Annotated in this window: 14 protein-coding genes and 1 tRNA gene; 10 read left to right on the top strand and 5 right to left on the bottom strand. The window is 60.0% G+C overall.

Annotated features, from left to right (window positions below):
* Positions 1-319 precede the first annotated feature (319 nt).
* A complete protein-coding gene (locus ACQRAQ_RS03560; protein WP_152067326.1) occupies positions 320-1786 on the top strand; it encodes an ATP-binding protein in 1467 nt (488 codons plus the stop codon).
* 100 nt (positions 1787-1886) lie between these two features.
* Here ACQRAQ_RS03560 and ACQRAQ_RS03555 read toward each other — a convergent pair whose 3' ends face one another.
* Positions 1887-2378 carry a hypothetical protein gene (locus tag ACQRAQ_RS03555; RefSeq protein WP_427728452.1) on the bottom strand — a complete coding sequence of 164 codons (492 nt, stop codon included), beginning with the start codon at positions 2376-2378 and terminating at the stop codon, positions 1887-1889.
* 125 nt (positions 2379-2503) lie between these two features.
* A complete protein-coding gene (dcm, locus tag ACQRAQ_RS03550) occupies positions 2504-3766 on the bottom strand; it encodes a DNA (cytosine-5-)-methyltransferase (RefSeq protein WP_427793938.1) in 1263 nt (420 codons plus the stop codon).
* Positions 3767-3914: 148 nt separating this feature from the next.
* On the opposite strand from dcm, the gene ACQRAQ_RS03545 reads away from it, so the two are divergent.
* Positions 3915-5420 carry a Sau3AI family type II restriction endonuclease gene (locus ACQRAQ_RS03545; RefSeq protein ID WP_427793936.1) on the top strand — a complete coding sequence of 502 codons (1506 nt, stop codon included), beginning with the start codon at positions 3915-3917 and terminating at the stop codon, positions 5418-5420.
* A 55-nt stretch (positions 5421-5475) separates the two neighbouring features.
* Here ACQRAQ_RS03545 and ACQRAQ_RS03540 read toward each other — a convergent pair whose 3' ends face one another.
* Positions 5476-6162 (bottom strand): DUF5710 domain-containing protein, encoded by a 687-nt coding sequence (locus ACQRAQ_RS03540; protein WP_427793935.1) that lies wholly within the window; start codon positions 6160-6162, stop codon positions 5476-5478.
* Between the two features lie 387 nt (positions 6163-6549).
* Between ACQRAQ_RS03540 and ACQRAQ_RS03535 the strand changes: the two genes are divergently transcribed.
* Positions 6550-7563 carry a hypothetical protein gene (locus ACQRAQ_RS03535; protein ID WP_154517598.1) on the top strand — a complete coding sequence of 338 codons (1014 nt, stop codon included), beginning with the start codon at positions 6550-6552 and terminating at the stop codon, positions 7561-7563.
* Positions 7564-8108: 545 nt separating this feature from the next.
* On the opposite strand, the gene ACQRAQ_RS03530 is transcribed toward ACQRAQ_RS03535, so the two are convergent.
* Positions 8109-8183 (bottom strand) — tRNA-Val (locus ACQRAQ_RS03530).
* 290 nt (positions 8184-8473) lie between these two features.
* Between ACQRAQ_RS03530 and ACQRAQ_RS03525 the strand changes: the two genes are divergently transcribed.
* Together ACQRAQ_RS03525 and glmM are read left to right on the top strand one after the other, a co-directional pair.
* Positions 8474-9496 carry a DMT family transporter gene (locus tag ACQRAQ_RS03525; RefSeq protein ID WP_427793933.1) on the top strand — a complete coding sequence of 341 codons (1023 nt, stop codon included), beginning with the start codon at positions 8474-8476 and terminating at the stop codon, positions 9494-9496.
* Between the two features lie 82 nt (positions 9497-9578).
* Positions 9579-10910 (top strand): phosphoglucosamine mutase, encoded by a 1332-nt coding sequence (glmM, locus tag ACQRAQ_RS03520; protein ID WP_427793931.1) that lies wholly within the window; start codon positions 9579-9581, stop codon positions 10908-10910.
* A gap of 205 nt (positions 10911-11115) precedes the next feature.
* On the opposite strand, the gene ACQRAQ_RS03515 is transcribed toward glmM, so the two are convergent.
* Positions 11116-12690: a carboxypeptidase M32 gene (locus tag ACQRAQ_RS03515; protein WP_427793929.1), complete on the bottom strand. Its 1575-nt coding sequence runs from the start codon at positions 12688-12690 to the stop codon at positions 11116-11118.
* A 506-nt stretch (positions 12691-13196) separates the two neighbouring features.
* Between ACQRAQ_RS03515 and pheS the strand changes: the two genes are divergently transcribed.
* From pheS to ACQRAQ_RS03490, 5 genes are all read left to right on the top strand, one after another.
* On the top strand, positions 13197-14273 hold the full coding sequence (gene pheS, locus ACQRAQ_RS03510; RefSeq protein ID WP_154517607.1) for a phenylalanine--tRNA ligase subunit alpha: 1077 nt from the start codon (positions 13197-13199) through the stop codon (positions 14271-14273).
* A 181-nt stretch (positions 14274-14454) separates the two neighbouring features.
* Positions 14455-16908 (top strand): phenylalanine--tRNA ligase subunit beta, encoded by a 2454-nt coding sequence (gene pheT, locus ACQRAQ_RS03505; protein WP_427793928.1) that lies wholly within the window; start codon positions 14455-14457, stop codon positions 16906-16908.
* Positions 16909-17154: 246 nt separating this feature from the next.
* Complete coding sequence (cbiM, locus tag ACQRAQ_RS03500) at positions 17155-18240, top strand: cobalt transporter CbiM (RefSeq protein ID WP_427793926.1); 1086 nt, start codon at positions 17155-17157, stop codon at positions 18238-18240.
* Positions 18218-19054, top strand: a complete 837-nt coding sequence (locus ACQRAQ_RS03495; RefSeq protein ID WP_427793925.1) for an energy-coupling factor transporter transmembrane component T — start codon at positions 18218-18220, stop codon at positions 19052-19054. The genes cbiM and ACQRAQ_RS03495 overlap by 23 nt, the downstream gene beginning before the upstream one ends.
* A gap of 44 nt (positions 19055-19098) precedes the next feature.
* Complete coding sequence (locus ACQRAQ_RS03490) at positions 19099-19869, top strand: energy-coupling factor ABC transporter ATP-binding protein (protein ID WP_427793923.1); 771 nt, start codon at positions 19099-19101, stop codon at positions 19867-19869.
* Positions 19870-19944 lie beyond the last annotated feature (75 nt).

The following is a 19944-nucleotide window of genomic DNA, read 5'->3' as shown; positions in this document are numbered from 1 at the left end:
CATCCGCCGCCCGCGCATCTCTCATCTCTCATCTCTCATTCGTCACTAATACGAGAGATAACAGAAAGACGAGAGATGAATATGAGAGATAACTGAGCAGCAAAGAGACAAGAAATCACGGTATTGTCTCAATACTGATTGTTCTACCAGCAAAAACATGTTTAAATGAAACAGATGGTAGATATCTTATCTCTCATCTTTCACTCATCTCTAATACGAGAGATAACAGAGAGACAAGAGATAATTACGAGAGATAACTGAGAGACGAAGGAAATCTATTCGCGGCATTCTCCGCCGGACCGAGCGAAAGGACGTGCAGATGAACGAGAACGAACTGATCGGTCTGCTCGAGTCTTTAAGGCGCATGGGCTCGGACGATCTTAGCGTCGAGGTCAAAGAGAGCGCCACGACGCTTTCTCGCGACGTATGGGAAACGGTTAGCGCATTCGCGAATACCGCCGGCGGAATTATCGTGCTCGGCGTGAGCGAGCGCGCGGGCTTTGTCCCGGTTGAGGACTTTGAGACCGAGAAGGTGCTCAACCAATTTGTCGCAGGCATGGGTGATGCCGGCGGTCGCGGAAAACTGGCCAATCCGCCCAAATACACTATTGAGCGCGTGGAGCTTCGGGGCACCGTGGTTCTCGTTATCACGATTGAGGAGCTCGACCCGTCGAGCAAGCCCTGCTATGTAATAGAACGCGGCGCCCAGGGCGGCAGCTACAAGCGCATTGATGACAAAGACGTGCCACTTTCATCGACCGAGGTTTTGGCACTGTCGTCATACGAGCGGACGAGTCCTAGCGATCGCGATGCAGTGCCCGGCGCGGTTGCAGGCGATCTTGACGAGGCACTGGTCGATCGCACGATAGAGCGTGCTTTCTCGCTGACACCTCGGGCAATGCGCGGCGCGCCGGACAAGAAAACGAAGCTGGAGCGCCTGAATTTCCTCGACTCCCAGGGCAAAGTTACTAAGGCCGGGCTCCTGGCTGCGGGTGCCTATCCTCAGCAGTTCTATCCTAAGCTCTTTATCGATGTGGCGGTCTATGCCGGAACGCAGAAGGGCGCGGCGGGGTCGTTGAGGTTCATGGACCGTACGATCTGCGAGGGAACGTTGGGCGAAATGATCTCGGATGCCGTCGCGGCAGTCGCCAAGAATTTGCGGCGAACCTCGACGATCCAAGGCGTCTCGCGTGTCGACTCGCTGGAGATTCCCGAGGAGGTCCTGCGCGAGGCAATCGCCAACGCCGTAATCCACCGAGAATACGGAGATCGGTTCTGTGGGCAGTCGGTCGCTGTTGACGTCTTTGATGACCGTATCGAAGTGACGAACCCCGGCGGCCTATACGGAGGAAAGACTCGCGAGAACTTGTTTGACGGCAGCTCCCGGTGCCGCAACGCGACGCTCATGAAACTCATGTCGATTGTTCCGCTGCCGGATGGCGCAGGTTCGCCGGCTGAGGGCAATGGCTCGGGCATTCCGATGATGATCGACGCCATGTGTGCTCATGGTTTGGCCGAGCCCCTGTTCTGCCCGGGATTCGATCGGTTCAAAGTGGTTCTCTATCGCTCAAAGGTCGAGCCGGTCGACCACGGCGGTGACTTAATTGTGGCGGCACTTAAGCGTTGCGGTGAGCTGGGTACGCGCGAGTTGGCGGAGCACACAGGGCTCACAATTTCCCAGGTTAGGTCGCGCGTCAACACACTCATTGCTCAAGGCGAGCTTGAGCCTACAGCGCCGGCGACGAGTCGCAACCGCAAGTATCGACTGTCGGAGCGTGCGGAATAAATGCGCCAGCGGACGAGGTGACCCAATAATCGACTCTCGATTGGCGCCCGCTAAGGTAAGGCGGTTGTTGCCCAGTCGACGGCGAAGTTAAAAATCCGGCTTACGCTGGCATAGTCCCGAACCCATCCATCAGGAACAGCCTAAGAACCAGCTTGATGACATTTCCCGGTTTGATTTCTGCCGTGCCAAAGACGTGGCGCTCGGCGAGCTCGCTGCAGTATGCATAGATGTCGCGGATAAGGTCCGCGCCCGAAAGCGTAAACATGTAGCCCGCGTCCGAAAGTGCATTGGGCGCGGCGGGCAACTTGGCCATGTGGCAGAACGTTTGCAGGTCGGGCGCCATAACATTCTGGTAGTCGAGGTGGCCGCTGGCATCCTGTGCGGCAAGCTCCAATTGGCGCACAAAATCCAGCGCCGCCGCTAACACAAAGCTCGGCGTAGGCGCATTGACGTCCTCCGTGGTCGCCACGAGCCTGCCCGCCGCCTGCGTGACAAGCCAAGCGACCTCGCGCTGGCAGCGCACGGCCTTGCGCGTCACCGGCTTGATGGACGAAGAAGAAACGCTTCCCTTAGGCGGATTCGAAGCAGCCACAAAACCCTCCCATGAACGACCCGGCCCAACAAGCCCGGATGAAACACGTGCTACATCAGTATACAGGGGAGTGGGATGGAAAAACGGAGCCGACAGCGTGAACTGCCGGCTCCGGATTGCTTGCCTTAGAGGCCGTACACTTCGACCATAGCTTCACCAATACGGTGGGGCACGCCGGTGACGAGTGCGTTGCCCATGCAGAAGGCTCGATGGCCGTCAGTCATGCCCGTATCGGTCCAGCCTTTCGGGAATCCCTGAAGCTGATCGAGCTCGTCGGGAACAAGACGGCGGAAACGGCCATCGGGACATTCGATGGCGTGCTTGAAGCGGCTCGCTCCCGTGCCGCCTTCTCCTGTGAGGATGGTGCGGCTCGGCTTGTCGGTGGCATCCGGGAAGCTCATGGCTCCCTCGGAATACGTGTACGTAAAGCCTGTCTTTTTGTTAGTGCGCTCTTCGCGCTTGCTGCCCTTAAGGTAGCGCCAGTCGGGAAGCTTTTCGTCGGAGATGTAGAACCGCTCCGGGACATCAGCCTCGTCGACAAGCACGTCGCCAAGCACGTGGCGCTCACCGTGATAGTCTTCGGCAAAGTCGCAGGTCAGAACATGACAGCCCTGCATGACGCCGGCATTCTTGAATTGAGAGGTCTTTTGGCCGACGCCAAAACGAGTTGAGTTCTCGTAGGGGTCGGGTAAAACGTCGAGCTCGGACATCTCGTCGGGATAGATGGCGGGGAAGGCTTTAGCCATGACGCCGTTGTGCATGCGATCAACGAGATCAACCCTGCCAGCGTCCTTTTCGCAGAAGATATAAACACGCTTGCGACGCTGGGGGAAACCGTATTCGGCAGAGTTGACCACGCGCCATTCGACCGTGTAGTCGAGGTCGGCAAGACAGCTTAGGATAATGGCGAAGTCGCGACCGCGTTGAGACGCGGGCGATTTGAGCAGGCGGTCGACGTTTTCGAAGAGGCCGAACTTGGGTTCCTTCATCTCGAGGAAGTGATAGATGTCCCACCAGAGGACACCCTTCTTGCCCTCGATGCCGTGCGCCTGATTGAGAGGACGCGCGACAGAGTAGTCTTGGCAGGGAAAGCCACCGACGACCATTTGCACATCGGGGATTTTAATTTCGCCGGCTTCAGCCTGCTCCAAGACCTTATTGATATCTTCGTTGACAACGGAATCTTCGCCAAAGCGGTCCATGTAACAACGTGCCGCAAACTGACGCGCCTTGGTTCCGGGCGGTTCCCACTGATTTGCCCAAATGGTGCGGAAGGGGCCGGCTGGTTTCATATAGAAATTGGGATAACGAGGGTCGGCATAGCCTTCGAGGCCCAGACGAAATCCGCCGACGCCAGCAAAAAGCTCGGCGATTTTGACCTCTGACATACTCACTCCCCCAAATCGCTGCAAATGCAAAGATCAAGGGTACAGAAATCGGGTTGCAAATGGACGATCCCCAGGGGATCTTCACGGTATAACCCGAATTTACAGTAGCATACATATTAGATCGTGTCTTATTTCGAGAGGATTTGCCATGTCCAAGAAGCACCTCGATTTCAAGCGCATGCTTGACGATACTGATTTTTCTGACCCCTCAAGCATCGAGCGCTATGCTGCCAATCTCGACGGGATGACGTTTCGCGATATTCTTGAGCTTGGCATTGCTCCGGAGGGGGAGAGCGCGCCCAAGGACTTTGGGTCCAAGAAGTACAAGGGCGGTATGGGAACCCTGATCGAGGAGCGTTACTTTGGCTACAAGGCCAACAGCGACGACCGGCCGGACTTTCCCGAGGCTGGTGTCGAGCTCAAGGCAACGTGTTTTGACGTACTTAAAGACGGTCGTAAATCTGCCGGTGAACGTCTTGTCTTGACGATGATTCCCTACGACCGTCCCGTTTCGCTCGACTACGACAGCTCGCATCTCAAGACCAAGCTCAGCAATATCCTGCTGATTTACTACGGCCGCGATCGCTCTATCGACAAATACGACCAGCGCATTGAGCGTGCGGTCATGGTTCGACTGCCCGAAGAGGATATGAAAATCATTCGCGCCGACTACGAGAAGATCATTTCTTATATTCAGGATGGCCGTGCGGACGAGCTTTCAGAAGGCATGACAACTTATCTGGGTGCTTGCACGAAGGGCGCAACTGAGGCCACGATGTGGGCGGACCAGTATTATGAATACTTCAATACCGATACGGGTGAGATTGAGCACCATCGCGCAAAGCGCCGCGCCTTTTCCCTCAAGCGCTCGTATATGGACTATGTGCTCCACACTTATGTCCTCGGTGCTCCGCGAGTCGGGGAGAGCATTGTTCAGGACGATGGCAAGTCTATCGATTTCGAAAGTTACGTAACTGGACTTATCGAGCAACACTATGGCGAAACTGATCGCCAGATTGCGGAGCAATACGGGTTGGAGTACACGGGCAATAAGGCGCAGTGGACAACGCTCGTCTATCGTATGCTCGGAATCAAAAACAATGCTGTCGAGGAATTCGTCAAGGCAGGCATTTCCGTTCGAACTGTTCGAGTTAACAACAGGGGGCACATCGAGCAGGCTATGTCGTTCCCGCCGTTTGAGTTCAAGCGTTTGATCGAGGAAGACTGGGAAACGTCGCCTTTTCATGTGTGCCTTGAGACCAATCGTTTCTTCTTCGTTGTGTTTCGCGAGGACCACGATGGCGTGCTGCGTCTCGACCGTTGTTTGTTCTGGGCTATGGGAGAAAACGAAATCGAAGGCCCTGCGAAAGCTTGTTGGGATGAGACGCGAAAGGTGATACGTGAGGGCATTGAGCTCAATCCATATCGGGATGCGAGCGGAAAGCTCAAAGTGACTAACAATCTGCCCGGTATGGCGGACAACCCAATTGTTCACGTTCGTCCACATACGTCAAAAGCGGCTTACAAGTTTGCCGATGGAACAGAGGTCGGTGACATCGCAAGGAATGCTTACGAACTGCCCGACGGGCGCTGGATGACGAAGCAATCGTTCTGGTTCAACAAGGGCTACCTGGAGCATATTCTGGGGCTGTAGCGTTTCGAGATCATTTAACAATCAGCCCCTGCTCCTTGATACCTCGATGTCGTCTCTACAAATAAACCCCCTCACCGAGCTTCTTGTGGAACTTGGCGTGATGGTCGCGTGCCCAGGTAAAGAGTGCCTGGTCAAAATTGGTATGCGTGGCCGGAACGCCAAAGACGCCGGCAACTTCGACGCGCACAAACTCCAGTGCCGGCAGCTTGTTGATGGCAGTGAGGGCAAACGGGGACGAGGGCCCTTCGAACAGATAGCGGCTGCCTTGCAGTGCGCCGCAACTGGTGCACGTGTTGCCGAGTGACGGGGCTTTGGAGGCTCGCGCGCCTACGGGCTTGTAGCCACAGCGCTTAGAAAGATAGTCGCGGATCTCGCCCGGGACGCAGCCAAGAGCGGGAACAATGGCGAGCGCGTTGGCATTGGTCGTGTCGATGGCAATGTGCCCGGCCTTGTTGGGTGCGTGCGCGATGGCGATGCCCTCGCTGTCATCGGCTCGATAGGGAATGCCGAAGGCCGCGACCGAGGTCTCTTTGTGGCATTTCCAGCACTCGCGCTTGCCCAGTACTAGATATATATACGGCGCAGAGGGGTCGGATCGGTCAACACCGGGCAGCCACTCGGCAAAGGGCTCGGGATTGACGCCGCTGGGTACATACCAGATCTTCTTGGTCCGGTCCCATTTGGCGCCCAGCGCCTTGGCTTCTTCTTTGCGCGAAAAGGGAACATCGAGCTCGGTGCGCATGGTGGCTCCTTGGTGCTGCAGGTGTAAGTGGCTCAAGGATACCGCAGGGTGTGGACGTTGTGGCGTTTTGCCGAGAAGCCGCGGTGCGGACTGGTTGGTTACGCCTTGGATAAACTGGCAAGTAGATGGTCGGCTTTTGGCCAGTTGGGCGGCAACCTTGCCAAAAACTTGACGGATTGCGGTTTGGGCATCGGCGAATGAACACTTTGGCGCACCTCGGCGAAAAAACCGCCGGTCGTTTGTCGGAAACTTAACAGAACCGCCAGCCGCCGCCGGCGTGCGTGCTATCTTCGCGCCATGAGGTACTTTATCGTTTCGCATAACGCCGCATTGGCGCTGTTGGCGCACATGCCGAACCCTCGCTTTGGGGATTCGGAGCCAGAGGTCGTGTCGATTGCAGGTGCCTGTGCGCTCTTGGATCAAGAAGCGCAGGAGGTTATCGATCGCTATGACCTGGGGATCGAAACGCTGGATTTGCTGGTGCCGTCGCGCGCCGGCCGTCGGCAGAGCAAGCATGTTAAGACGCATCTGTGCACCAACGAGCTCCCGGCGGGTTCGTTTATCTCGCTGGGCCACTGGATGGGCGACCTTGATGCGTATGTGTGCTCTCCCGAGCTGGCGTTTTTGCAGGCTGTGCACGATGGCGATGTGGCAGCGGCCGTCTATGCCGGCTATGCGATGACATCGGATTACCGGCTGGATAACCTTGCTCCCGGTGGGGTAACAGGCAGGGATGCGGGCATGCGCGATAGCAGGCTCACGACTAAGGAGCTCATCGCGGCGTATATCGAGAAGTCACCCAAGGTGAGGGGCATCGCGAAGGCAAAGGCGCTGCTTGCATATGTGATCGAGGGGTCGCGCTCTCCGAGGGAGTCGGGGCTCTGCATGTTTATGTCGCTGCCTGCGCGCTACGGCGGGTATGCATTGGGCAAGGCCGAACTTAACAAGAAGGTCTTCATTCGCGATGGATACAATGACGGACGTGATCACAAGCTTCGCGTGTTGGAGCGCACACCCGACATAACGCTTACGGCTAAAGTCGAGGTGGGCATGGATAAAGTAAAGGCCGGGCTGCTGCCAGAGGTGCTGACCGCGATGGTCGATTACGACAGCGATGCCATTCATGACGGACGCGAGAAGATTTACAAGGATGCCGAGCGCCGCAACGAGTTGGAGCTGTTGAGCGGCGTGGCACACTTCACCGTGACGACTGAGCAGGCAAATGACTACGACAAGCTCATCCGGCTGTGCGAACGCATCCGACGGAAGCTGCACCGGAACAAGCGACCCATTTTTAACAAGCCCATGAGCGAGGAGCAGCGATACTTTGCCCTCAAGCGCGTCGAAGCGAAGCGGTTTAAGCTTTGGCAGGCCGTAATCGAGGCGCGTCAACATTGGTAGGGGCGGTTGCTGGGCATGGGACCAAGGGCCTCATTGTCAGGTCTAATACTTTTCCCGAGAAGTGAACGAGTCAAAACGGACCCCCGAAACATCGACACTTTTGGTGGCTTATTTCCTGCGGTTTTATCATTGGAATCCTGCGGTTTTGGCTGTAAAAAGTGTGGATGCTTCAGGGGTCCAAATAAGGTCGTTCACTTCTCGGGAAAAGTATTAGACCTGGTTATGGGAAGGCTGTCCGGATGTGGCCGCGAGGCTTGCGAAGGCCAGATCGGGGCAGTCGACAAGGCTGTTTGGGTGATTTTGGGGCTGATTGGGGCGGTCGCCGGGGTTGTCTGGGCGATTTTGGGTGTGGCAGGGGTAATTGCCGGCGATACCGAAGCAACTTGGGGTCTGCCGGGATGATTACCGGTTATGTAGAGGCGGTATCAGCCTCGATTGGGATGGTTATTGGAGCTGCCGAAGCGGTTTTGGGTGCCACGGCGCCCTTTTGGCTTAGCAGATAAAACAAAACAGCCCAGAGGCATAGCCTCTGGGCTGCGAACATTTGGTGGGCGTTAGAAGATTTGAACTTCTGACCTCTTCCGTGTCAGGGAAGCGCTCTCCCCCTGAGCTAAACGCCCGATCAAGGGTGCGCAAGTGCGCAAGGGATAATATAACGGAGCTTGAACTCGGTGGCAAGAATATTTTTTAAAATCGCTAACGTTGTGGAATCAAAGGGCTTTGTCGCGCCCATTTTAAAAGAGCTCGCTGCCGCGATTTGGCTATCGCATAATGCAAAGCCGTTGCGATGCCGAACCATGGAAGAGACGTCTGCGGAATTGTCCTACCGATAAGCGGACAAGCCCCCAGCTGGTGCCTTCGCCGTGGTAAGGTAAGCCGAATTGTTTCCAGTCTGTTTCGGGGGAGCGGGATGAGCAAAGAGCGCGTCGAGCAGGTCGAAGGCGCAGGGACTTCGGTGCCGATGACCGATATATCGAACATTGATGTGCCCGAGGGCACCGATGAGCTCAGCCGCAGCACCCGTCGCGCCTGGCGTGACCGTCTCAACGACGCCCAGACGCGCAAGATGATCGTGGGCATGTTGGCTACGCTCGTGGGCGGCTCGTTTTGGGGCTTCTCGGGCACCAGCGCGAGTTTTTTGTTCGATACCTACCATGTCGATACGCTGTGGCTTATGAGCATACGGCAGATTCTCGCCGGCCTGCTCTTTATGGCTGTGGTTGTCACGCGCGACCGCGCACGCCTGGTCAAGCTTTGGACGACGCCCGCTGATCGCAAGCAGCTGCTGCTCTTTACCGCTTTTGGCCTGCTGTTCAACCAGTTTTGCTATCTTTCGGCCGTGCGCCTGACCAACGCCGGAACCGCGACGGTCCTTCAGTGCCTGCAGCTGGTCATCATCATGGGCTACACCTGCGTGGTCGATCGCCGCATGCCGCGCGCTCGCGAGGCGATCGGCATTGGTCTGGCCCTGGGCGGCACCTTTTTAATCGCTACCGGCGGCGACCCTACCAGTCTGAGCATATCGCCGCTTGGCCTGGTTGCGGGCCTTATGTGTGCGGTCAGCGCCGCCTGTATGGCGGTGATTCCCGCCAAGATTCTGTCCGAATACGGCAGCCCCATCGTTACAGGCTCTGCCATGCTCACGGCAGGCGTGGTCTCGTGCGTTTTCGTGCAGCCGTGGGCCCATATGCCGGCGCTCGATGCCGCCGGCGTCGAGGCGCTCGCGGTGTTTGTGGTCGTGGGCTCGTTTTTGGCGTACATGCTCTATATGCAGGGCGTCAAGGACATCGGCTCGGTGCGCGCGAGCCTCATCGGGACCGTGGAGCCGGTCTCGGCAACCATTACCAGCGCCGTTATGCTGGGCACGGTATTTTTGCCGACCGACCTTATCGGCTTTGCCATGATTATCGTAATGATGTTTTTAACGGTGTAGCCCCCGCGGTTGCTATTAAAGGATAATGGGCTGGCGGCGCGTTGCTTTGGCGGCGCGCCTTTGTCTATAGAGAGGACCTCTTATGAAGTACTTTGGCACCGACGGATTTCGCGGCGAGGCCAACGTTGGGCTGACCGTGGAACACGCGTACAAGATCGGCCGCTTTGTGGGCTGGTATTACGGCGCCAGGCGCGGGGCCAAGGCGCGCGTGATCGTGGGTAAGGACACGCGTCGCTCGAGCTATATGTTCGAGGCGGCGCTGGTGAGCGGTCTGGTTGCGAGCGGCGCAGACGCCTATATGCTGCACGTGATTCCTACGCCGGGCGTGGCGCACCAGACCGTGGAGGGCTGCTTCGATTGCGGCATCATGATCAGTGCGAGCCACAACCCGTTTTGCGATAACGGCATTAAGCTGGTCAACAGCGACGGCTTTAAGATGGACGAGGACGTGCTGGAGCTCATCGAGGACTACATCGATGGCAAGAGCGAGGTGCCGCTGGCCACGGGCAACCACATTGGCGCCACGGTCGACTACATGCAGGGCCGCAACCGCTACATTGCCTCGCTCATTGCAAGCGCGAACTTTTCGCTGCAGGGCGTCAAGATTGGCATTGACTGCGCCAACGGCTCGGCGTCCTCTGTCGCCAAGCCGGTGTTCGATGCGCTCGGCGCCGATGTGCGCGTGATTAACGCCGCACCCGACGGCTTTAACATTAACGTCGACTGCGGCTCTACGCATATGGAGCGCCTGCAGCGCCATGTGGTGGAGCAAGGCTTGGACGTGGGCTTTGCCTACGACGGCGATGCCGACCGCTGCCTGGCCGTGGACGAGCGCGGCCGCGTGGTCGACGGCGACCAGATTCTGTACGTGTGCGGCGTGTATCTTAACAAGCACGGGCGCCTCTCGGGCGGTACCGTGGTGCCGACGATCGCCAGCAACTTTGGCCTGATTAAGTCGCTGGAGCTTGCCGGCCTGAGTGCCGTGACCAGCGGCGTGGGCGACCGCCACGTGTATGCCAAGATGCGCGAGGGCGGCTACAGCCTGGGTGGCGAGCAGACGGGCCATACGATCTTTGGCGATATCGAGCGTACGGGCGACGGCATAATGACCTCGCTGCGTGTGATGGAAGTGATTCGTGCCGAACGCGAGACGCTTTCGCAGCTCGCGGTGCCGTGCAAGCTGCTGCCGCAGGCGCAGGTTGCCGTACGCGTGGCGGACAAGGATGCTGCGCTGGGTAGCATGGGCGTGCAGGCCGCCATTGCCGAGGCCGAGGCGGCGCTGGCGGGCGAGGGCCGCGTGCTGGTGCGCAAGAGCGGAACCGAGTCGGTGATTCGCGTTTTGGCCGAGGCCCCCGACCAAGACGCCGCCGACGCCGCCATGAAGCGCATCGCCGCCGCGCTGGAGGCTCTGTAGTTACGCGGTTTTACCAAACCGCGTAACCGCTCGACGCTACAAACGGCCCCAAGCGGCAATCTGGCGTTCAATTTCAAGGGCGCGACCAGAAGGTCAGCGCCCTTTCATTTCACGTCACCTTGCTCGCTTGGGGCCGTTTTCGCTGACGTTGCCAAGACATCGACGTCAACATGGTTGGCGTTGGCGATGGCGTGCTGGTCAATCCTTACAGCTGGTACAGCGTGGTGAACTTGTCCTGCAGGTAGCTGCAGTAGTAGCGGGCATCGAATGCCATACCGCACGCGCCCTTGATGAGCTCCGGCGCGTCCTTGGCGCGGCCCCACTGCCAAATGTGCTCGCCCAGCCAAGCGCGGACGGGTGTCAGGTCGCCGCTCGCACAGGCGCCGTTAAGGTCGACACCGTCGCGGCACATGGCCGGCACAAACATGGCATCGTAGGCGCTGCCCAGCGCATACGTGGGGAAGTAGCCAAACGAGCCGCCGCTCCAGTGCGTATCCTGCAGGCAGCCGCGCGTGTCGTCGGGAACAGGAATGCCCAGGTACTCGTCCATAAAGCGCTTCCAAAGCGCGGGGATGTCCTTGGCCGTGGCCTCGCCGGCAAACAGCATGCGCTCAATCTCGTAGCGCACCATAATATGCAGCGGGTAGGTGAGCTCGTCGGCCTCGGTACGGATCAGCGACGGCCGAGCGATGTTCACGGCGTGGTAGAGCGTGTCCTCGTCCACGTTGCCGTAGACCTCGGGCGCGTGACGGCGCAGCACTTCGAGCAGCGGGCCCATAAAAGCGCGACTACGGCCTACGGTGTTCTCGAAAAAGCGGCTCTGGCTCTCGTGAATGCCCATGGAGGTGCCGCCCTCCAGACACGTACGCGCGTAAGCGGGATTGACGCCCAGCTCGTACATGGCGTGCCCCGCCTCGTGGATGATGCTATAGACGTTGGAGATGCAGTCGTTCTCGTAGATGTGCGTGGCGATGCGCGCGTCGCCCACCGAGAAGCCCTCGCTAAACGGGTGCTCGGTAAAGGCGAGCGTGGTGTCGTCCAGGTTAAGGCCGACGAGCTTCATCAGGTCGAAGCTCATGGCGCGCTGGGCGGCCTCGGGCACGCGGGCATGCAAAAAGTCGGCAGTAGGCTGCTGTCCGCGCTCGCCGATGGCGTGAACGAGCGGCACGACGGTGGCCTTGACCTCGTCACAAAACGCATCGAAGCTCTTGGCGGAAAGGCCGCGTTCGTACTGGTCGAGCCAAACATCGTATGGGTCGCGCTTGGGGTCCATGAGCTCGGCCTGATGCTTGAGCTGGGCGACGATTCTATCCACGTAGGGCTCAAAGCTCGCCCAGTCGTTGGCCGTCTTGGCCTTGTGCCACACGGCGTCGGCCTCGCAGGTGAGCCTGGTCCAGGCTTCGGCTTCTTCGGTGGGAATGGCGCTTGCCTCGCGCTGGTCGCGGCCGAGCACACGGATCTCGTCGAGCAGCTGCGGGTCGTCGATCTTGCCGCCGGCGACGGTCTCGTGTGCCAGCGAGCCTACAAGCTCGACGAACTTTTTGCTGGTCAGGAGCTTGTGATGTTCGCCGGCAAGGGCGCCCATAGCATCGGCGCGGGCCGCAGCGCCGTTGGCGGGGGCAATCGTCGCGCCATCGAACTCGGCAATCTTGAGCAGGTACTCGCGGGTCCATAGTTTGCCTTCGAGCTTGCGGAGCTTCTTGATGCCCTTGCCCGCCTTGGCGTTCTTAGAGGCCTTGGCCACGGCGGCCTTGGCCTTCTTATCGAGTTTCTTTCCCATACCCATATCCTTGATCCCGCAGACCGGACGCCACGGGTGGGCGTGCGGCCAGTTTGCACAGCTATCTGCCTTGTACCCAGTGCGAACAAAACGGAACGCGGCGATATGCTCGCAGAATGTGTTATCCTATAGCCCAATGCGTTGACGGAGAGGGTTTTGCCCGCCGCGTCGCCGGCAAGAGAGGGAAGGTCATGGGCTGCAAGCCTTCCTGCGGTGGCAAGGGCCAAGCGTTCACTCCCGAGCAGCAACCTCAACGGGCGCGCGGCCAGCGGCGGCGAAGCCCCAGTAGGGAAGCCGTGAGCCTCGCGATAAGGGGCATAGAGTGGGCACGGCGGGCCAGACATCCGCCGGGTCAAACAAGGTGGTACCGCGGAATTCAACCGTCCTTGGGCAATGCACATGCCCGAGGACGGTTTTTTTGTTACCGAACCGGGCCGCGTTTTTGCAACGCCAGACGGCGGCAGTCGTCCTGGCGAGCGGGGAACGCGAGAGACGAAAGGGAAGACATGAGTCTGATTGATGATCTGGTCAAACTCGAGGAAGAGGCCAAGGAGCTCGTCGCTGGCGCCGACGACGCCGCCAAGCTCGAGGCTGCGCGCGTTGAGCTGCTCGGCCGCAAGGGTCGTATTACCGGCCTGATGCGCATGATGGGCAAGCTCGCCCCCGAGGATCGCCCCGTGATGGGCAAGCGCGCCAACGAGATGCGCCAGCTGATCGAGGGCATGCTCGACGAGCGCACCACCGAGATGAAGGCCGCCGCCCTCAAGCACGCACTGGAGCACGAGGCCGTCGACATCACGCTGCCGGGCATTCGTCCGCAAATCGGCCACCAGCACCTGATCAAGCAGATCATCGAGGAGGCCGAGGATATCTTTAGCGGTATCGGCTACACCGTCGAGTCTGGTCCCATGGTCGACACCTCCTACTACAACTTCACCGCGCTCAACGCCCCCATGGATCACCCGAGCCGCTCGGCCCGCGACACCTTCTATGTGGTCGACAACAACCCCGGCAGCGTCGCGCACCCCGAGGCGCATGCCCACGGCGAGTCCGACGTGCTGCTGCGCACCCAGACCTCGGGCGTGCAGATTCACACCATGGAGTCGCAGAAGCCGCCCATCTACATGATCTGCCCGGGCACCGTCTACCGTCCCGACACGGCCGACGCCTGTCACCTGCCGCAGTTCAACCAGATCGAGGGCCTGGTCGTCGACGAGGGCATCACCTTTGGCGATCTTAAGGGCACGCTCGACTACTTTGTTAAGTGCATGTTTGGCGAGGACCGCAAGACGCGTTACCGCCCGCATTTCTTCCCCTTCACCGAGCCTTCCTGCGAGGTGGACGTGAGCTGCCACGTCTGCGGCGGCAAGGGCTGCAACTTCTGCAAGCACAGCGGCTGGATCGAGATCTTGGGCTGCGGCATGGTCGACCCCAACGTCCTGATCAACTGCGGCATCGACCCCGAGAAGTACACCGGCTTCGCCTTTGGCATTGGCGCCGAGCGCGTCGCTGCCCTGCGTTACGACCTGCCCGACCTCAGAACGCTCATGACGGGCGATATGCGTTTCCTGAATCAGTTTTAAGTTGACCTGTCCCGGCGGCTTCCCGAGCCACCGCACCTTGCCCCTCAAACCGTCGCTTGCGTACCCAAGTACGCGGCGCTCCTCTTTCGGGGCAATCTGCGGCACCTCGGAAACCCGTCTCCGTAGCTGGAGTTTTCCGTCTGTTTATTGCAGACGTTACAGATGAAAGGAGACCAGTTAGATGCGTGTTTCTTACGACTGGCTCAAGACCATGATCGATATTCCGGAGGACCCCAAGACCCTTTCGGACGAATATATCCGTACCGGCACCGAGGTCGAGGCGATCGACACCGTGGGCGAGTCCTTCGACCACGTGGTGACTGCCAAGGTGCTCACCAAGACCCCGCACCCCGATAGCGACCATATGTATGTGTGCTCGGTCGACGTGGGTGACAAGAACCTCGACGCCGACGGCAATCCCGCCCCGCTGCAGATCGTCTGCGGCGCGCAGAACTTTGAGGCCGGCGACCACATCGTCACGGCAATGATCGGCGCCGTGCTTCCCGGTGACGTCAAGATCAAGAAGAGCAAGCTTCGAGGCGTCGTGTCCATGGGCATGAACTGCTCCGCGCGCGAGCTCGGCCTGGGCGGCGACCACTCCGGCATCATGATCCTGCCCGAGGATACGCCCTGCGGCATGCCGTTTGCCGAGTACGTGGGCTCGAGTGATACCGTGCTCGACTGCGAGATCACGCCCAACCGCCCCGACTGCCTGTCTATGATCGGCATGGCCCGTGAGACCGGTGCCATTTTCGATCGCGATTTCCACGTTGAGCTGCCCGCCATCAAGGCGGAGACCGGCCGCGCGACCGACGACGAGCTTTCGGTCGAGATCGCCGACGAGGGCCTGTGCGACCGCTATGTCGCCCGCATCGTGCGCAACGTGAAGGTCGGCCCGTCGCCCGACTGGATGGTCAAGCGCCTTAACGCCCTGGGCGTGCGCCCGCACAACAACATCGTCGACATCACCAACTATGTGATGATGCTCACCGGTCAGCCGCTGCACGCTTTTGACCTGGACACCTTTGCCGAGCGCGATGGTCATCGCCGCGTGGTGGTTCGCGCCGCCCAGCAGGACGAGAAATTTACGACCCTCGACGGCGAGGAGCGCACGCTCGACGCCGGCATGGGCCTCATTACCGACGGCGAGCGTCCCGTGGCGCTGGCCGGCGTTATGGGCGGCATGGATTCCGAGATCGAGGACGACACCGTCGACGTGATGCTCGAGAGCGCCTGCTTCGACGCCGGTCGCACCTCGCACACCAGCCGCGACCTGTCGCTGATCTCCGACGCCTCCATCCGCTTTGAGCGCCAGGTCGATGAGACCGGCTGCGTGGATGTGGCCAATGTTACCTGCGCGCTCATCGAGGAGATCGCCGGCGGCGAGGTCGCTCCCGGCTACGTAGATGTGTTCCCCGCGCCCAAGACCATCGACAGCATTAAGCTGCGCCTGGCCCGCGTGCACGCCATCTGCGGCGCCGATATCGAGCCCGATTTTATCGAGCGCTCGCTCACCCGCCTGGGCTGCACCGTCGAGCGCGACGGCGAGGACTTTATGGTTACCCCGCCGAGCTTCCGCCCCGACCTGCCGCGCGAAATCGACCTGATCGAGGAGGTCCTGCGCCTGTGGGGCATGGGCCGCGTGACGGCGACCATCCCGGCTGCCAAGAACCACATCGGTGGCCTGACCCGCGAGCAGAAGCTTACCCGCAAGGTCGGCGAGATCCTGCGCGCCTGCGGCCTCAACGAGACCACGACCTTTGGCTTTGCCGCGCCGGGCGACCTGGAGAAGATCGGCATGTCCACCGAGGGCCGCGGCTGCCCCGTGGTACTTATGAACCCGCTAGTGGCCGAGCAGACCGAGATGCGCCGCTCGCTGCTGCCGGGCCTGCTGCAGTCTGTGGCGTATAACGAGGCCCATGGCACGCCCAACGTGCACCTGTACGAGGTCGGCAGCCTGTTCCACGGCCGCGAGAACGCCAGCCTGCCCAAGGAGACCAAGTCCGTGGCGGGCGTGCTCTCGGGCCAGTGGAGCGAGCAGTCTTGGGACATGAAGTACCGCAAGCTGCGTTTCTTCTTTGGCAAGGGCATTGTCGAGGAGCTGCTCGCCCAGCTGCGCATCGAGAAGGTTCGCTTCCGTCCCGTCGAGGGCGAGGGCTATGCCTTCTTGCAGCCGGGCCGTGCCGCCGAGGTTCTGTCTGGCGGCACCGTGCTGGGCTGGGTCGGCGAGATCCACCCCGAGGCGCGCGAAGCCATGGGCATCGACGAGGTCGTCGTTGCCTTTGAGCTCGACCTGGACAAGCTGATTAAGGGCGCCCGCAACCAGGAGAACTACCGCGAGTTCTCGCAGTACCCGGCTGTTGAGCACGATCTTGCTATCGTGGTCGACAACTCCGTGACTTGCGAGGACCTTGAGCGCCGCATTACCAGCGCCGGCGGCAAGCTGCTCGAGGGTGTGCGTCTGTTCGACGTCTACCGCGATCCGGTCCGCGTGGGCGTGGGCAAGAAGTCCATGGCCTTTGCGCTTACGTATCGCTCCGACGACCACACGCTTACCAGCGAAGAGGTCGAAAAAGCGCACCAGAAGATCGTCACCAAGGTGTGCAAGGGCGTAAACGGCGAGGTCCGCGGCTAGGTCCTGCACTGGGGTATGGGTCAGCGGTGGCTGCTGCCGAGCCTTACGTGACTGCTATCCTCGGTATAAGGCACTGCTGAGCCTGCATATATGACACGCGCATTGCATAACGGCGTGCTGCTTTGTCGGCAGTGCGCCGTTTTGCTATGATAGCCCGTGGCGTGTTACGAATCTGACAATACGTAACACTGGCAAGGTGTTTTAAGCGGCGTTGTAATTCTGTGCGCCGATAACCGGGAGGCGTACATGCACATTCCAGATAATTATCTGTCCCCGCAGACCGATGTCGTCATGGCAGTGGCGATGGTGCCCGTGTGGGTTCACTGCATCAAAAAGGTGCGCGCCACGCTCGATCGCGAGCACATGGCGTTTCTGGGTATCTGCGCCGCGTTCTCCTTCTTGCTCATGATGTTCAATGTGCCGCTGCCCGGCGGTACCACGGGTCACGCCGTCGGCGGTGCGCTCATCGCGCTGCTGCTGGGCCCGGAGGCCGCGGCCATCGCGGTTTCGGTCGCGCTGGCGCTGCAGGCGCTGCTGTTTGGCGACGGCGGCATCCTGTCCTTTGGCGCCAACTGCTTTAACATGGCCTTCGTGCTGCCGTTTGCCGCCGCTATCGTGTTCCGTGCGCTCAACAGCCGTTTGCACGACAAGAGCTGGGGCACCTCGGTTTCGGCCGTCGTAAGCGGTTGGGTCGGCCTGTGCCTGGCGGCCCTGTGCACGGCGATCGAGTTTGGTATTCAGCCGATGTTCTTTACCAACGCTTCGGGCGCTCCGCTGTACTGCCCCTTCCCGCTCTCTATTGCCATTCCGGCCATGATGATTCCGCACATGTTGGTAGCCGGCGTGGTCGAGGGCGTGGCGACGGCCGCCATCTACGGTTTCATTAAGAAGACGGCGCCGAGCGTTATCGTCGGGCCCGAGGCCGCTGATGGCCAGCTTGCTGCCGAGGGCGCTGCTGCCAAGAAGACCTCGCTGGTCCCCACGCTCATCCTGGTCGCCGTGCTTGTCGTGGCCACGCCGCTCGGCTTGCTTGCCACGGGTGACGCCTGGGGCGAGTGGGACGCTGAGGGCGCCGCGACCGCCGTTCAGGAGGCTGGTGACGACAGTCTGCAGACTTCGGTCGGTCTCGATACCCCGACCTTTGCCGATGCCCTGCCCACGGGCGATTATCTGCAGGCCTATTCCGAGGAGCAGGGCCTTGGCTTTGCCGGCCAGGCTGCCATGTATATCCTCTCGGGCGTGATTGGCGTGGCGGTGCTCATCATCGCATTCCGTCTGGTCTCGCTAACGGTCAAGGAAAGCGGAGCCCATGGCGACGGTCGAGCTGCCTAGCTGGCTTGCGGTCGAGCAGCGATACGAGCCCGTGGGGGCTCGGCATCGTGTGATGCAAAAGAATGTCCTGCACCTGGCGAGCCTGCTTGAGCGGGTTCGCCTAGGTGGCGGCGTGCATAAGAGCGGGTCGATTATCGACCGCGCCCTTTCTTCCGTTTCGGCGCCAGTGCGTTTGGTGGGGATGTTCGTCTGCGTCCTGTGCGTATGCCTGACGCAGAGCCCGCTGTACTTGATGCTGATGACAGCGATCGCGTTGGTGCTCGTTGCGGTGCGCCCCGTACGCGGGCTGCGCGCGACCTTTGTGCCGGCGTTGGCTGCCGCGGGGTTTGCCGTGGTTTTGGCGCTGCCTGCCCTGCTGCTGGGTGCTTCTGCCACGGGCGCCATGCTCAAGATTGCGCTCAAGACCTTTGTTAATGTGTCATTGGTGCTGGGCGTTTCGTGGACGCTTACCTGGAGTCGCATGTCGGCGGCGCTTAAGATGCTGCACCTGCCCGACGAGGTTATCTTTACGTTTGATATGGCGCTCAAACACATCGAGGTGCTGGGTCGCACGGCGCACGACCTGTGCGAATCGGTCATGCTTCGCAGTGTGGGCCGCGCGCCTGCAGGATTTTCGCGCACCGATTCGATCGCGGGTATCATGGGCATGACCTTTATCAAGGCGATGGAATGCAGCCGCGCGATGGACGAGGCTATGCTTTGCCGCGGTTTTGCCGGCGCATATCCGGCGCCTACACGGAACGGCTTTGGCTGGCGCGACGCGGTCTATGCGGCCGTTGTGGTGCTGCTCGCCGTGTTGTGCGCGGTGCTGTAGCGCGGGCGGTCAAGCCGTCGATGTGAACAGGGAAGGGCGACGTTTTGGCAAACGATACAAATGGTGCGATGGGTGCGAGCGGTGCTGCCGGCGCCAAGGCCACGCCGCTCATCGAGTTTCGCGACGTGGTGTTTTCCTATGCGGGCCATACGGTGGTCGATGGCGTGTCGCTGCAGGTTAATCGCGGTGAACTGGTTGCGCTGCTTGGACCCAACGGCTGCGGCAAGACGACGATCATGCGGCTCATCAACGGCCTTGAGCTTGCGGATGCGGGTATGTACCTGTTTGATGGACATGTGGTCGATGCGGCATATCTCAAGGATTCCGCGACGGCCCAGCGGTTCCATCAGCGCGTGGGCTTCGTGTTCCAAAACGCCGATGCACAGCTTTTTTGCGCCACGGTCGGCGAGGAGGTCGCGTTTGGCCCGGCTCAAATGGGGCTTTCGGCGGACGAGCTCGGGCGCCGCGTCCGCGATGCCATGGAGCTGTTTCAGGTTGCCGATCTGGTCGATGCTTCGCCCTATCAGCTTTCGGGTGGGCAAAAGAAGCGTGTGGCGCTGGCTGCCGTCGTGTCGATGAACCCCGATATTCTGGTGCTCGACGAGCCTACCAACGGACTTGACGAGGACTCTTGCGACATCGTGGTCAACTTTCTACTGGCTTATGTTGCTGCCGGTAAGACGGTCTTGATGAGCACGCATCATCAGGATTTAGTACGACGTCTTGGGGCCCGTGCGATTTATATCGATCGATATCACCACGTGGTCGAGGCTCCCGTGCCGTCATATGGAACCGAAAACGGTGCAGCAGAATAGTTGCCGCATAGTGGGGTTGCGGCCGCGCACGTGACTTGCTGCGAATGGTATAGTTATCCGGATTTTTACGGGGGT

The sequence above is a fragment of the Collinsella sp. SGI.178 genome, from assembly GCF_050313495.1.
Lineage (GTDB): Bacteria > Actinomycetota > Coriobacteriia > Coriobacteriales > Coriobacteriaceae > Collinsella.
The sequence above is the reverse complement of the archived record's forward strand: the minus strand, read 5'-3'. Positions and strand labels throughout refer to the sequence as shown.

Excerpts from the sequence above, each read along its gene's own strand:
- glmM (WP_427793931.1), top strand. The coding sequence starts at position 9,579 with ATGAAGTACTTTGGCACCGACGGATTTCGCGGCGAGGCCAACGTTGGG.
- pheS (WP_154517607.1), top strand. The coding sequence starts at position 13,197 with ATGAGTCTGATTGATGATCTGGTCAAACTCGAGGAAGAGGCCAAGGAG.
- dcm (WP_427793938.1), bottom strand. The coding sequence starts at position 3,766 with ATGTCAGAGGTCAAAATCGCCGAGCTTTTTGCTGGCGTCGGCGGATTT.
- pheT (WP_427793928.1), top strand. The coding sequence starts at position 14,455 with ATGCGTGTTTCTTACGACTGGCTCAAGACCATGATCGATATTCCGGAG.
- ACQRAQ_RS03545 (WP_427793936.1), top strand. The coding sequence starts at position 3,915 with ATGTCCAAGAAGCACCTCGATTTCAAGCGCATGCTTGACGATACTGAT.
- ACQRAQ_RS03495 (WP_427793925.1), top strand. The coding sequence starts at position 18,218 with ATGGCGACGGTCGAGCTGCCTAGCTGGCTTGCGGTCGAGCAGCGATAC.
- ACQRAQ_RS03515 (WP_427793929.1), bottom strand. The coding sequence starts at position 12,690 with ATGGGAAAGAAACTCGATAAGAAGGCCAAGGCCGCCGTGGCCAAGGCC.
- ACQRAQ_RS03560 (WP_152067326.1), top strand. The coding sequence starts at position 320 with ATGAACGAGAACGAACTGATCGGTCTGCTCGAGTCTTTAAGGCGCATG.
- ACQRAQ_RS03540 (WP_427793935.1), bottom strand. The coding sequence starts at position 6,162 with ATGCGCACCGAGCTCGATGTTCCCTTTTCGCGCAAAGAAGAAGCCAAG.
- ACQRAQ_RS03525 (WP_427793933.1), top strand. The coding sequence starts at position 8,474 with ATGAGCAAAGAGCGCGTCGAGCAGGTCGAAGGCGCAGGGACTTCGGTG.
- cbiM (WP_427793926.1), top strand. The coding sequence starts at position 17,155 with ATGCACATTCCAGATAATTATCTGTCCCCGCAGACCGATGTCGTCATG.